This is a genomic window from Mycolicibacterium gadium, assembly GCF_010728925.1.
GTDB lineage: Bacteria > Actinomycetota > Actinomycetes > Mycobacteriales > Mycobacteriaceae > Mycobacterium > Mycobacterium gadium.
On sequence record NZ_AP022608.1, the window covers coordinates 618,735 to 632,809 of the forward strand.

A 14,075-nucleotide genomic window follows, 5' to 3' on the forward strand; every position below is an offset into this window, starting at 1 on the left:
GGCCGATGGTGGTGTCAAGGGTGCCGGGCAGAATCGCAGCGGTGAGCGTGCGCCGGCTGTCCGTGGACCCGCTGACCGCGGCGCGACGCCTACTCGGAGCGACGCTGGTCGGCCGCGGCGTGAGCGCGATGATCGTGGAGGTCGAGGCGTACGGCGGGCCCGAAGACGGGCCATGGCCCGACGCGGCTTCGCATTCGTATCGCGGCAGGGGAGGGCGCAACGCGGTCATGTTCGGTCCGGCGGGGCGGCTCTACACCTACCGCAGCCACGGCATCCATGTCTGCGCGAACGTCGTGTGCGCCACCGACCAGGTGGCGGGTGCGGTGCTGCTGCGGGCCACCGCGATCGAATCCGGAGCCGACGTTGCGCAAGGCCGCCGCGGCGAAACGGTCCGCCCCGCGGCACTCGCTCGCGGTCCCGGCAATCTGTGCTCGGCAATGGGAATCACGATGGAAGACAACGGGATTGACCTGTTTGACGAGAACAGCCCGATCCAACTGATGTTGGGGGAAAAGCGCGACGGAGTCGCCGGGCCGCGGGTGGGTGTCAGCAAGGCGGCCGATCGCCCGTGGCGATTGTGGCTGGCCGGACGTCCCGAGGTGTCGCTGTATCGCCGCAGCCCACGGGCACCGGCTCCCGGCGAAAGCGACTAGTCCTCCGGCTTACGTCGCCGTGCGAGGTCGTGTGGCACTGAACAGCGCGACCTTGCCGACCATCGTCGTCGTGTACTGGTCGAAGTATGTGTCCAGCGCCTTCTGTAGGCCGGCGAGGTCGTCTGTCTGGTTGTGGAAGGTGCCGGATGCGTTGAACCGGGCCATCGTTCGCCGACCCAGCCGGTTGTGATGTACGCCCTGACCCAGGATGGTGGACCCGAAGAACACGCCATCGGGTGAGAGGACAGCGGCGATGTGTTCAATCGCCGATGATTTGGTCTCCCAGTCACCAGGAATGCAATGGAAGACGTAGTTGGCGGCGACGGAGTCGAATTTTTCGTCCGTGGGGATCGGCGAATAGATATCCGCGTTGACCGACACCGGGGAGAGCTTGCGTAGGCGCCTGCTCGCCGTCGCGAGGCTGTCCGGGCTCAGGTCAAGCAGGGTGACGCTGGGGTTCCGGCAGGGAAACGTGGCGTGCTGCAGATACCAACCCGTGCCAGGCCCGACGTCGAGGTGATTGCAGCGGATGTGCTGATCGTAGTGACGGAGAAGTCGACGTCGGGGACAGCGCCATAGAAATCGGTTGTTGAACCTCAAGACGTAGAGGTTGTAGATGAAGAGCCCGCGCGCGTTGTAAAAAGCCGCTCCTTTGCGAATCTCCACTGGATTGGGCCGCGGCGGAGTCATGCGGTGCTGGCTCTCTTTCATCGGCGAAGGAAGTCGTCCGTGATGCTAGCGGCACCGGTTATGGCCGTTGCGAGTCTGTACGGGAAGATCGATTGCGTGACGTCTAAGGACACGCCGAACATCCTCGATGAGCTGGAATGGCGCAAGCTGATCGCGCAGTCCACCGATCGGGACGCGTTGGCCACGGAGCTTGCCGCGGGTCCTGTCACCGTCTACTCCGGATTCGATCCGACGGCGCCGAGCCTGCATGCCGGGCACCTCATCCCGCTCCTGACGCTGACCCGGTTTCAACGCGCCGGACATCGTCCGATCGTGCTGGCGGGCGGCGCCACCGGCATGATCGGCGATCCGCGCGACGTCGGCGAGCGCACGCTCAACAACGCCGACACCGTCGCCGAGTGGGCGGACCGAATACGTGGCCAGCTCGAGCGTTTCGTCGAGTTCGATGATTCGCCCACCGGCGCAGTGGTGGAGAACAACCTCACCTGGACCGGCCAGATGCCCACCATCGAATTCCTCCGCGATGTCGGAAAACATTTCTCCGTCAACGTGATGCTCGACCGTGACACGGTGCGACGACGACTCGACGGTGACGGCATCTCCTACACCGAGTTCAGCTACATGCTTCTGCAAGCCAACGATTACGTGGAGCTGCACCAGCGGTACGGCTGCGGACTGCAGATCGGCGGGTCCGATCAGTGGGGGAACATCATCGCCGGAGTCCGGCTGGTCCGCCAGAAGACAGGGGCGACGGTGCACGCGCTGACCACCCCGCTGGTGACGGACTCCGAGGGCCAGAAGTTCGGTAAGTCGACCGGCGGTGGCAGCCTGTGGCTCGACCCGGAGATGACCAGCCCCTATGCCTGGTACCAGTACTTCGTGAACACCGCAGACGCGGACGTCGTCCGCTACCTGCGATGGTTCACGTTCCTGTCGCCCGAAGAGTTGGCGGCGCTGGAGGAGGCAACCGCCGAGCGGCCCCATGAACGTGCAGGTCAGCGTCGGTTGGCCCGCGAGCTCACCAACCTGGTCCATGGGGAGGCGGCCACGGCGTCGGTCGAGCACGCCAGCCAGGCCCTGTTCGGGCGTGGTGAGCTCGCCCAGCTGGACGAGTCGACGTTGGCCGCGGCTCTGCGCGAGGCGTCGGTCGCCGACTTGGCGCCGGGGGGACCCGACGCGATCACCGACCTGCTGGTGGCCAGCGGCCTGTCGGCGAGCAAGGGGGCGGCCCGTCGCACCATCGGCGAGGGCGGTGCGTACGTCAACAACGTCCGGATTGAGAGCGAAGAGTGGGTGCCGCAGCCGTCGGACTTCCTGCACGGCCGTTGGTTGGTGCTGCGACGGGGCAAACGGAATATCGCCGGCGTCCAACGCGTTGGCTAGGTGGTCGGGCTGCGACTGCGGCCCGGCGGGGATTGGTGTCGTCATTCGGGAACAAACTCCGCGGGTGGCGCGTTGAGCCCTATGAACAACGAGTCGACGCACTGTCTGTGCGCTCGATGGACGCGGATCGAAAGACACGCCCCATCAGCCCATTTGACTCAGAGTTATCCCTCACGTAACTTATCGGAGTCGCTGCGACACGGGCCAAAACCCGGCGAGCGCGGCGGCTCCCAGAGGGAAGCCTCAACTTCGGTTGGGTTCCTGATTGTCCGCATACGAGCCCGCGGCTTTTGCCGCGGGTTGGTTGCGCGGTCGAGCGGGTGTGTTGTTTGAGAACTCAATAGTGTGTTTGGTGGTTTTTGTTTGTTGTTGTTTTTGGTCTGCCTCTTTTTCCCGTTTAGGGGTGGGCTGTTTTTTTGATGCCAGTTTTGGTGTCGTGTTTGAGTGTCAGGCTTGTTCTGATTCGAATTCACCTGTCTGTTGATGGGTTGTTTTTGTTTGGAGAGTTTGATTCTGGCTCAGGACGAACGCTGGCGGCGTGCTTAACACATGCAAGTCGAACGGAAAGGCCCTTTCGGGGGTACTCGAGTGGCGAACGGGTGAGTAACACGTGGGTGATCTGCCCTGCACTTTGGGATAAGCCTGGGAAACTGGGTCTAATACCGGATAGGACTACGCGATGCATGTCGTGTGGTGGAAAGCTTTTGCGGTGTGGGATGGGCCCGCGGCCTATCAGCTTGTTGGTGGGGTGATGGCCTACCAAGGCGACGACGGGTAGCCGGCCTGAGAGGGTGACCGGCCACACTGGGACTGAGATACGGCCCAGACTCCTACGGGAGGCAGCAGTGGGGAATATTGCACAATGGGCGCAAGCCTGATGCAGCGACGCCGCGTGAGGGATGACGGCCTTCGGGTTGTAAACCTCTTTCAGTGCCGACGAAGCGCAAGTGACGGTAGGCATAGAAGAAGGACCGGCCAACTACGTGCCAGCAGCCGCGGTAATACGTAGGGTCCGAGCGTTGTCCGGAATTACTGGGCGTAAAGAGCTCGTAGGTGGTTTGTCGCGTTGTTCGTGAAAACTCACAGCTCAACTGTGGGCGTGCGGGCGATACGGGCAGACTTGAGTACTGCAGGGGAGACTGGAATTCCTGGTGTAGCGGTGGAATGCGCAGATATCAGGAGGAACACCGGTGGCGAAGGCGGGTCTCTGGGCAGTAACTGACGCTGAGGAGCGAAAGCGTGGGGAGCGAACAGGATTAGATACCCTGGTAGTCCACGCCGTAAACGGTGGGTACTAGGTGTGGGTTTCCTTCCTTGGGATCCGTGCCGTAGCTAACGCATTAAGTACCCCGCCTGGGGAGTACGGCCGCAAGGCTAAAACTCAAAGAAATTGACGGGGGCCCGCACAAGCGGCGGAGCATGTGGATTAATTCGATGCAACGCGAAGAACCTTACCTGGGTTTGACATGCACAGGACGCCGGCAGAGATGTCGGTTCCCTTGTGGCCTGTGTGCAGGTGGTGCATGGCTGTCGTCAGCTCGTGTCGTGAGATGTTGGGTTAAGTCCCGCAACGAGCGCAACCCTTGTCTCATGTTGCCAGCACGTAATGGTGGGGACTCGTGAGAGACTGCCGGGGTCAACTCGGAGGAAGGTGGGGATGACGTCAAGTCATCATGCCCCTTATGTCCAGGGCTTCACACATGCTACAATGGCCGGTACAAAGGGCTGCGATGCCGTGAGGTGGAGCGAATCCTTTCAAAGCCGGTCTCAGTTCGGATCGGGGTCTGCAACTCGACCCCGTGAAGTCGGAGTCGCTAGTAATCGCAGATCAGCAACGCTGCGGTGAATACGTTCCCGGGCCTTGTACACACCGCCCGTCACGTCATGAAAGTCGGTAACACCCGAAGCCGGTGGCCTAACCCCTTGTGGGAGGGAGCCGTCGAAGGTGGGATCGGCGATTGGGACGAAGTCGTAACAAGGTAGCCGTACCGGAAGGTGCGGCTGGATCACCTCCTTTCTAAGGAGCACCACGATGTTTGGGCCGGCCCGCAGATTGCGGATTCTCCGGTGTCCCAGACGGATTCGTTGGATGGCCTCGCACCTGTAGTGGGTGGGGGTCTGGTGCACAACAGACATGTGAGCCGGTACGGGTTTCGAGTGATCGAACGCCGGTGATGGATTGCCAGACACACTATTGGGCTTTGAGGCAACAGGCCCGTCTATCTCTTCGTCCCGAGTGTGGGAAACCGGGGGTAGCGGCGTGGTTGTCGCCCTGCTTTGGTGGTGGGGTGTGGTGTTTGATTTGTGGATAGTGGTTGCGAGCATCGATCCGGCAGTCTTTTGGGCTGTTGGGATTGATAATGCAATTTTTGATTCTTCCGAGAATTTTTAACTGTTTTGTGTTGTAAGTGTTTAAGGGCGCATGGTGGATGCCTTGGCACTGGGAGCCGATGAAGGACGTGGGAGGCTGCGTTATGCCTCGGGGAGCTGTCAACCGAGCGTTGATCCGAGGATGTCCGAATGGGGAAACCCGGCACGAGTGATGTCGTGTCACCCGTTACTGAATACATAGGTAACGGGGGGGAACGCGGGGAAGTGAAACATCTCAGTACCCGTAGGAAGAGAAAACAAGTGTGATTCCGTGAGTAGTGGCGAGCGAAAGCGGAGGATGGCTAAACCGTGTGCATGTGATACCCGGCGGGGGTTGTGTGTGCGGTGTTGTGGGGCGTTTCTTCTCTGGTCCGCCGGCCAGGGCGAAAGTGATAAACCATTGGGTTAGGTGAAGTGGTCTGGGATGGCCTGTCGTAGAGGGTGAGAGCCCCGTAACCGAAAACTTGATGGCTTTCGTGGAACTGTCCCCGAGTAGCAGCGGGCCCGTGGAATCTGCTGTGAATCTGCCGGGACCACCCGGTAAGCCTGAATACTTCCCAGTGACCGATAGCGGATTAGTACCGTGAGGGAATGGTGAAAAGTACCCCGGGAGGGGAGTGAAAGAGTACCTGAAACCGTGTGCCTACAATCCGTCAGAGCCCTCGCTTTATGTGTGGGGTGATGGCGTGCCTTTTGAAGAATGAGCCTGCGAGTCAGGGACATGTCGCGAGGTTAACCCGGGTGGGGTAGCCGCAGCGAAAGCGAGTCTGAATAGGGCGTATCCAATTCATAGGAATTGGTGTAGTGGTGTGTTCTGGACCCGAAGCGGAGTGATCTACCCATGGCCAGGGTGAAGCAGCAGTAAGATGTTGTGGAGGCCCGAACCCACTTAGGTTGAAGACTGAGGGATGAGTTGTGGGTAGGGTGAAAGGCCAATCAAACTCCGTGATAGCTGGTTCTCCCCGAAATGCATTTAGGTGCAGCGTTACACGTTTCTTGTTGGAGGTAGAGCTACTGGATGGCCGATGGGCCCTACTAGGTTACTGACGTCAGCCAAACTCCGAATGCCGACAAGTCGAAGAGTGTGGCAGTGAGACGGCGGGGGATAAGCTCCGTGCGTCGAGAGGGAAACAGCCCAGATCGCCGGCTAAGGCCCCTAAGCGTGTGCTAAGTGGAAAAGGATGTGCAGTCGCGAAGACAACCAGGAGGTTGGCTTAGAAGCAGCCACCCTTGAAAGAGTGCGTAATAGCTCACTGGTCAAGTGATTGTGCGCCGATAATGTAGCGGGGCTCAAGCACACCGCCGAAGCCGCGGCAACGACCACCCCCTTTGGAGGTGACGTTGGGTAGGGGAGCGTCCTGCATCCGGTGAAGCCACAGAGTGATCTTGTGGTGGAGGGTGTGGGAGTGAGAATGCAGGCATGAGTAGCGATAAGGCAAGTGAGAACCTTGCCCGCCGAAAGACCAAGGGTTCCTGGGCCAGGCCAGTCCGCCCAGGGTGAGTCGGGACCTAAGGCGAGGCCGACAGGCGTAGTCGATGGACAACGGGTTGATATTCCCGTACCCGTGTATAAGCGTCCCTGATGAATCACCGGTACTAACCACCCAAATGGCAGACCACCAGATCCCTTCGGGGTGATGGGGTGTGCCGGCTGCGTGGAACCTTCGGTGGTAGTAGTCAAGCGATGGGGTGACGCAGGAAGGCAGCCGTACCAGTCAGTGGTAATACTGGGGCAAACCCGTAGGGGGACATCTAGGCAAATCCGGATGTCGTATTCCCTGAGAGGTGATGCATAGCCGAGTGAGGCGAATTCGGTGATCCTATGCTGTCGAGAAAAGCCTCTAGCGAGCGTATACACGGCCCGTACCCCAAACCAACACAGGTGGTCAGGTAGAGAATACCAAGGCGTACGAGTGAACTATGGTTAAGGAACTCGGCAAAATGCCCCCGTAACTTCGGGAGAAGGGGGACCCCCACACCGTCAACCGGCTTGCCCGGGGCAGCGGGAGGGGGTGGCACAAACCAGTGAGAAGCGACTGTTTACTAAAAACACAGGTCCGTGCGAAGTCGCAAGACGATGTATACGGACTGACGCCTGCCCGGTGCTGGAAGGTTAAGAGGACCCGTTAACCCCCTCGGGGGTGAAGCGGAGAATTTAAGCCCCAGTAAACGGCGGTGGTAACTATAACCATCCTAAGGTAGCGAAATTCCTTGTCGGGTAAGTTCCGACCTGCACGAATGGCGTAACGACTTCTCAGCTGTCTCAACCATAGACTCGGCGAAATTGCATTACGAGTAAAGATGCTCGTTACGCGCGGCAGGACGAAAAGACCCCGGACCTTCACTACAACTTGGTATTGGTGCTCGATACGGTTTGTGTAGGATAGGTGGGAGACTGTGAAACACGCACGCCAGTGTGTGTGGAGTCGTTGTTGAAATACCACTCTGATCGTATTGGGCCTCTAACCTCGAACCGTATATCCGGTTCAGGGACAGTGCCTGGTGGGTAGTTTAACTGGGGCGGTTGCCTCCTAAAATGTAACGGAGGCGCCCAAAGGTTCCCTCAACCTGGACGGCAATCAGGTGTTGAGTGTAAGTGCACAAGGGAGCTTGACTGCGAGACGTACATGTCAAGCAGGGACGAAAGTCGGGACTAGTGATCCGGCACCCCCGAGTGGAAGGGGTGTCGCTCAACGGATAAAAGGTACCCCGGGGATAACAGGCTGATCTTCCCAAGAGTCCATATCGACGGGATGGTTTGGCACCTCGATGTCGGCTCGTCGCATCCTGGGGCTGGAGCAGGTCCCAAGGGTTGGGCTGTTCGCCCATTAAAGCGGCACGCGAGCTGGGTTTAGAACGTCGTGAGACAGTTCGGTCTCTATCCGCCGCGCGTCAGAAGCTTGCGGAAACCTGTCCCTAGTACGAGAGGACCGGGACGGACGAACCTCTGGTCCACCAGTTGTCCCACCAGGGGCACCGCTGGATAGCCACGTTCGGACAGGATAACCGCTGAAAGCATCTAAGCGGGAAACCCCCTCCAAGACCAGGCTTCTCACCCATCAAGTGGGATAAGGCCCCCCGCAGACCACGGGATCAATAGACCAGACCTACAAGTTCAGCAATGAATGCAGGGAACTGGCACTAACCGGCCGAAAACTTACACACACTCGCAACCACACCCAACCACAAACCACACCCACCCCACCACCAAATAACCACGGGGACACAAGAACTCCCACCACCAGTGGGTCACTTTGACAAGTGAATACAGTTACGGCGGTCAATAGCGGCAGGGAAACGCCCGGACCCATCCCGAACCCGGAAGCTAAGCCTGCCAGCGCCGATGATACTACCCAACCCGGGTGGAAAAGTAGGACACCGCCGAACACAAATTAGGATCACCCCCCACAATTGCGTGGGGGGTGATTCTATTTGCGACAATTGATTTCGAATTCTCAATAGTCGCGTGATCGGGTAGAAAGGCATACGTGGCTCACGACGGAAACGGCGACAACCGCGGACGCGGTCCTCGGCCTTCGCCGCCGCGCTCATCGGGTCCCAACCGGGCCCGCCGCGCCCAACCGCGGTCCGAGGCGCGCGAGACGCCGCGGGACGACGGCCCGCCGATCCCCGCCGACATCGAAGCCAAACAGCTGGCACCCGAAATCCGCGGCGAACTCACGACTTTGGATAAGAGCACCGCCGATACGGTCGCCCGACATCTCATCGCCGCCGGCCTGCTGCTCGACGAGGATCCCGAAACCGCCCTGGCTCACGCACGCGCGGCACGCGCCCGCTCCGGTCGCATCGCCGCGGTCCGCGAAGCCGTCGGAATTGCCGCCTATCAATGTGGCGACTGGGCCCAGGCGTTGGCTGAACTGCGCGCGGCCCGCCGCATGGGCAGTAAGTCGGCCCTGCTCCCGCTCATCGCCGACTGTGAACGTGGTGTCGGACGTCCAGAGAAGGCCATCGAACTGGCCCGCAGCCCCGAGGCCGCCGAACTCACCGGTGACGATGCCGACGAGATGCGCATTGTCGCCGCCGGCGCCCGTTCGGACCTCGGTCAACATGAACAGGCGATCGCGATTCTGTCTGCGCCGCAGCTGGATCGGACGCGAAAGGGTCAGACCGCCGCGCGGCTCTTCTACGTGTATGCCGAGACGCTGCTGGCGCTGGGCCGAAACGAGGAAGCGCTGCAATGGTTCATCAGCGCCGCCGCCGCGGACGTCGAGGGACTGACCGACGCCGAAGAGCGGATCACGGAGCTGAGCTGACGTGAGCGCCCTTGTGCAGGACCATGACTGCCTGCTGCTCGACCTCGACGGCACGGTGTTCCGCGGGCACGAAGCCACCGAAGGCGCGGTCGAAACACTCTCGACCGTCAACTCGCGCACGCTTTACGTCACCAACAACGCGTCCCGCAGCCCGGCCGAGGTGGCCCAGCACCTACAGGAATTGGGCTTCGCCGCCAAACCCGACGACGTCGTCACCAGTGCGCAGAGCGCGGCGAATCTACTGGCGGCCCAATTGCCGCCCGGCTCAGCGGTTCTCATCGTCGGCACCGACGCGCTCGCCGACGAGGTGCGACGGTCCGGGCTCGAACCGGTGCGGCAGTTCTCCGACGGGCCGGTCGGCGTCGTGCAGGGTCATTCCCCGCAGACCGGCTGGTCCGACCTTGCCGAAGCGGCGTTGGCGATTCGCAACGGTGCACTCTGGGTCGCGGCGAATGTCGATCTGACATTGCCGTCGGAGCGAGGTCTGCTGCCGGGCAACGGCTCGATGGTCGCGGCCCTGCGGGCGGCGACCAACCAGAAGCCCCAGGTGGCGGGTAAGCCGCAGCCGACGCTGATGAACGACGCGTTGGCCCGCGGGACCTTCTCCGCGCCGCTGGTCGTTGGGGACCGCCTCGATACCGACATCGCCGGGGCCAAGGCGGCTGACCTGCCGAGTCTCATGGTCCTGACCGGTGTCAGCACGGCCGAAGACATGATCCGGGCGGGGGCCTCGGAGCGGCCCGACTACCTGGCGGCCGACCTGCGCTCGCTGTACGCCCGCGCCGACATTCTGCGTGTCGAACCCCATCCGGCGTGGCGCATCGACATCGGCGCATCCGACGTGGTGGTTCATGCCACGGGTCAGGACCGGGGCGACGCGCTGTCGGTCGTCCGTGCGACTGCCAGCGCAGTCTGGGACGCGAACCTCGACGGCCGTCCCTTCACGATTTCGGCGGGGGACGACACCGCGCGACAGGCCCTGGAGCCATGGTCCGTGCTCACCCCCGCCGATCGGCTAGCGTGAACATCGACATGAGTACCGACCCGGACCAAATTCGCGCCCAAATCGCGGAGTTGCTGGCAGACCTGCCCGACCCCGCTCAGGAGGGTGTCGAGATCGCCGACTCCGAGATCGACGTCATCGCCGCGCGGCTCGAGGAGGCGCACGAGCTGCTGGTCCACGCGCTCGAATCGGTCGAGAAGGGCTGACCCGTCGTGGCACGGCGGGCACGTGTTGACGCCGAGCTGGTGCGACGCGGCCTGGCCCGCTCCCGCCAGCAGGCAGCCGAGCTGATCGGCGCGGGGCGCGTCAGCATCGACGGCATGCCCGCCGCCAAGCCCGCCACCGCCATCGCGATCAGCGCCGCACTCACGGTCGACGACTCCGGCGAACGCGCCTGGGTATCGCGCGGCGCCCACAAATTGATCGGCGCACTCGACACCTTCGGGATCGACGTCGACGGCCGCCGGTGCCTGGACGCCGGCGCCTCCACCGGTGGGTTTACCGAAGTCTTGCTCGATCGCGGCGCCCGCGAGGTCGTCGGCGTCGACGTCGGCTACGGGCAGCTTGCGTGGTCGCTGCGCAACGATGCACGCGTCACCGTCATGGAGCGGACCAACGTGCGTGAACTCACCGCCGACGCCATCGGTGGCCAGGTCGACCTGGTGGTCGCCGACCTGTCGTTCATCTCGCTGTCCACAGTGCTCCCGGCACTGACGTCATGCGCCAAAGCCGACGCCGATATCGTTCCCATGGTGAAGCCGCAATTCGAGGTCGGCAAGGATCGCGTGGGCGCCGGCGGCGTCGTCGCCGATCCCCAGTTGCGTGGCGAAGCGGTGCTCACCGTCGCCGCCCGCGCCGCCGCACTGCAGTGGCACACCGTGGCCGTCACCGCCAGCCCGCTGCCCGGTCCGTCCGGCAACGTCGAATACTTCTTGCGACTGCGACGGCGGACCGACGATCCACTGCAGGGGGAGTCGCTCGAACAGGCGGTGCTCCAAGCCGTTGCCGAGGGCCCGCAATGAGTGCCGAACGCAACATCCTGCTGGTCGTGCACACCGGTCGCGACGAGGCCACCGACGTCGCGCGCCGCGTTCATAAAGTACTCGGCGACAACGGGATTCGATTGAGAGTGCTGTCTGCGGAGGCTGTGGACCGCGCACCGGAACACCTGTCGCCCGACGACGCGCGGGCCCTCGGATCCGGAATCGAGGTCGTCGACGCCGAAGAGGGGGTCGCCGAAGGCTGCGAACTGGTTCTCGTCCTCGGTGGCGACGGTAGTTTCCTGCGCGGGGCCGAGCTGGCTCGCAACGTCGAAATCCCGGTTCTGGGTGTGAATCTGGGGCGCATCGGCTTTCTCGCCGAGGCTGAAGCCGAGAACATCGATTCCGTGCTCGACCACCTCATCAACCGTGACTACCGCGTCGAGGAGCGGATGACGCTCGACGTCGTCGTGCGCGCCGAGGGCGAGATCATCGACCGCGGTTGGGCCCTCAACGAAGCCAGCCTCGAGAAGGGTCCCCGACTGGGCGTGCTCGGCGCCGTACTCGAAGTCGACGGACGTCCCGTGTCGGCGTTCGGCTGTGACGGCGTGCTCGTCGCGACGCCCACCGGATCGACGGCGTGGGCCTTCTCCGCGGGCGGGCCGATCGTGTGGCCCGATCTGGAGGCAATTCTGGTGGTGCCCAACAACGCTCACGCGCTATTCGCCCGACCGATGGTCACCAGCCCCGACGCGTCCATCGCGATAGAGGTCGAGGCGACTGGCCACGACGCATTGGTGTTCTGCGACGGCCGTCGGGAGATGGTGGTGCCTGCGGGTGGCCGACTGGAAGTGACCCGCTGTGGTACACCGCTGAAATGGGTGCGTCTGGACAGCGCGCCCTTCACCGACCGCCTGGTGCGCAAGTTCCGATTGCCGGTCACAGGGTGGCGCGGGCAGTAGTGCTATCCGAGATACGCATCGAGTCGCTCGGCGCGATCAGCACTGCGACCGCGGAGTTCGGTCGCGGTCTCACCGTGCTCACCGGCGAGACGGGCACCGGCAAGACCATGGTGGTCACCAGTCTGCATCTGCTCGGCGGTGCGCGCGCCGACGCCACGCGGGTACGGTCGGGTGCGCCCCGCGCTGTCGTCGAGGGCCGGTTCACGACAAGTGAACTGGGAGAAGATGTTACGGCCCAGATCGACGAGATCCTCGATTCCTCCGGGGCCGAGCGCGACGACGACGGCAGCGTCATCGCTGCCCGCTCCGTCGCTCGTGACGGGCCGTCGCGGGCCTTCCTCGGCGGACGCAGCGTGCCCGCGAAATCGCTGGGAACGTTCACCACCGAACTGCTCACCTTGCACGGTCAGAACGATCAGCTGCGGCTCATGCGGCCCGACGAGCAACGTGGGGCACTGGACCGTTTCGTCGACATCGAGAAGCAGCTCAAGCGATATCAGAAGCTGCGGGAAGAGTGGCTGGCCGCGCGCCGCGACCTCGTCGACCGTACGCAACGGGCGCGCGAACTCGCCCAAGAAGCCGACCAACTCGAGTTCGCCCTGAACGAGATTCACACCGTTGCACCGCAGCCCGGTGAGGACCACGGGCTGGTCGCCGACATCCAGCGGCTGTCGGAGCTGGACGCGGTCCGGGAAGCGGCGCAGACCGCACGGGCCGCGCTGACCGGGGATGACGATCCGTCGCCCGAAACCGTGTCCGCGTTCGGCGCCGCGGGACAGGCGAAGTCGGCATTGGAGGCGACCGAGGACACGACGCTGCGGGCGCTGGGCGCACAACTCGACGGTGCCCTTGCGGTAATCGGCGATGTGGCAAGCGAACTCGGCGATTATCTGGCGGCGCTGCCCAGTGACGCAAGCACCCTCGAGGCGAAGTTGCTGCGGCAGAGCGAGCTGCGCACGCTGACGCGTAAGTACGCTGCCGACATCGACGGTGTGCTGCAATGGGCGCAACAGTCGCGGGAGCGGCTGACGCAACTCGACGTGTCCGAAGAGGCGCTCGCCGATCTGGAACGTCAGGTCCGCGCGCTGCACGACCAGGTCGTCCTCGCCGCCAATGACCTCACCAAGGCGCGGACCAAAGCGGCCAAGGGGCTGTCCAAGGCGGTGACCGCCGAACTGTCCGGGCTGGCGATGGCCGACGCCGAGTTCACTGTCTCGGTGGCGCCGCTCGCCGCGCGCGTCGACGACACCGCACCACTGACCGTGTCCCCGGGTGTGATGGCGCACGCCGGCCAGTACGGCGTCGACGCCGTCGAGTTCGGCTTCGCCGCGCACCGCGGCATGGATGTGCTTCCACTGAACAAGAGCGCGTCCGGCGGTGAGCTGTCACGCGTCATGCTCGCGCTCGAGGTCGCGCTGGCCGCTTCGACCGAGGGCACGACGATGGTCTTCGACGAGGTCGACGCGGGAGTGGGCGGGCGGGCGGCGGTGCAGATCGGGCGTCGACTGTCCCGGCTGGCCAGAACGCACCAGGTCATCGTCGTCACTCACCTGCCGCAGGTGGCCGCCTACGCCGACGTGCACCTGATGGTTTCCAGCGGCGGAAAGGGCAAGGCCAGCGGCGTGCATCGGCTGGACGACGACGACCGCGTGGCCGAACTCGCGCGGATGCTGGCGGGCCTTGGCGAATCCGACAGCGGCCGCGCGCATGCCCGTGAACTACTGGAGGCGGCGCAGCAAGACCGAGGCGATAGCGGCTAG

At 63.1% G+C, this 14,075-nt stretch carries 9 protein-coding genes and 3 rRNA genes; 11 read left to right on the plus strand and 1 reads right to left on the minus strand.

Features of this window, described 5'->3' with window-relative positions; all coding sequences use genetic code 11:
• Nucleotides 1-5: 5 nt before the first annotated feature.
• Nucleotides 6-653 carry a DNA-3-methyladenine glycosylase gene (locus G6N36_RS02950; protein WP_163690339.1) on the plus strand — a complete coding sequence of 216 codons (648 nt, stop codon included), beginning with the start codon at nt 6-8 and terminating at the stop codon, nt 651-653.
• 9 nt (nt 654-662) lie between these two features.
• Here the strand turns inward: G6N36_RS02950 and G6N36_RS02955 are convergent, their stop codons facing one another.
• Nucleotides 663-1,343: a class I SAM-dependent methyltransferase gene (locus G6N36_RS02955; RefSeq protein WP_163684820.1), complete on the minus strand. Its 681-nt coding sequence runs from the start codon at nt 1,341-1,343 to the stop codon at nt 663-665.
• Between the two features lie 60 nt (nt 1,344-1,403).
• Between G6N36_RS02955 and tyrS the strand changes: the two genes are divergently transcribed.
• The 10 genes from tyrS to recN all read left to right on the plus strand — a co-directional run bounded on the left by tyrS (nt 1,404) and on the right by recN (nt 14,075).
• Complete coding sequence (gene tyrS / locus G6N36_RS02960; RefSeq protein ID WP_163684822.1) at nt 1,404-2,726, plus strand: tyrosine--tRNA ligase; 1,323 nt, start codon at nt 1,404-1,406, stop codon at nt 2,724-2,726.
• Between the two features lie 495 nt (nt 2,727-3,221).
• Nucleotides 3,222-4,743 (plus strand): 16S ribosomal RNA (locus G6N36_RS02965).
• A 385-nt stretch (nt 4,744-5,128) separates the two neighbouring features.
• Nucleotides 5,129-8,261: ribosomal RNA gene (locus G6N36_RS02970) — 23S ribosomal RNA — on the plus strand.
• A 107-nt stretch (nt 8,262-8,368) separates the two neighbouring features.
• Nucleotides 8,369-8,483: ribosomal RNA gene (rrf, locus tag G6N36_RS02975) — 5S ribosomal RNA — on the plus strand.
• The 16S, 23S and 5S rRNA genes sit together here, the layout of an rRNA operon.
• A gap of 101 nt (nt 8,484-8,584) precedes the next feature.
• A complete protein-coding gene (locus G6N36_RS02980; RefSeq protein ID WP_163684824.1) occupies nt 8,585-9,370 on the plus strand; it encodes a tetratricopeptide repeat protein in 786 nt (261 codons plus the stop codon).
• A gap of 1 nt (nt 9,371) precedes the next feature.
• Nucleotides 9,372-10,394, plus strand: a complete 1,023-nt coding sequence (locus tag G6N36_RS02985; protein WP_163684826.1) for an HAD-IIA family hydrolase — start codon at nt 9,372-9,374, stop codon at nt 10,392-10,394.
• Between the two features lie 8 nt (nt 10,395-10,402).
• Nucleotides 10,403-10,579, plus strand: a complete 177-nt coding sequence (locus tag G6N36_RS29365) for a hypothetical protein (protein WP_165799820.1) — start codon at nt 10,403-10,405, stop codon at nt 10,577-10,579.
• A 6-nt stretch (nt 10,580-10,585) separates the two neighbouring features.
• Nucleotides 10,586-11,395 carry a TlyA family RNA methyltransferase gene (locus G6N36_RS02990; RefSeq protein WP_163684828.1) on the plus strand — a complete coding sequence of 270 codons (810 nt, stop codon included), beginning with the start codon at nt 10,586-10,588 and terminating at the stop codon, nt 11,393-11,395.
• Nucleotides 11,392-12,315 carry an NAD kinase gene (locus G6N36_RS02995; RefSeq protein WP_163684830.1) on the plus strand — a complete coding sequence of 308 codons (924 nt, stop codon included), beginning with the start codon at nt 11,392-11,394 and terminating at the stop codon, nt 12,313-12,315. Before G6N36_RS02990 ends, G6N36_RS02995 begins: the two co-directional genes overlap by 4 nt.
• Nucleotides 12,315-14,075 (plus strand): DNA repair protein RecN, encoded by a 1,761-nt coding sequence (gene recN / locus G6N36_RS03000; protein ID WP_163684832.1) that lies wholly within the window; start codon nt 12,315-12,317, stop codon nt 14,073-14,075. The genes G6N36_RS02995 and recN overlap by 1 nt, the downstream gene beginning before the upstream one ends.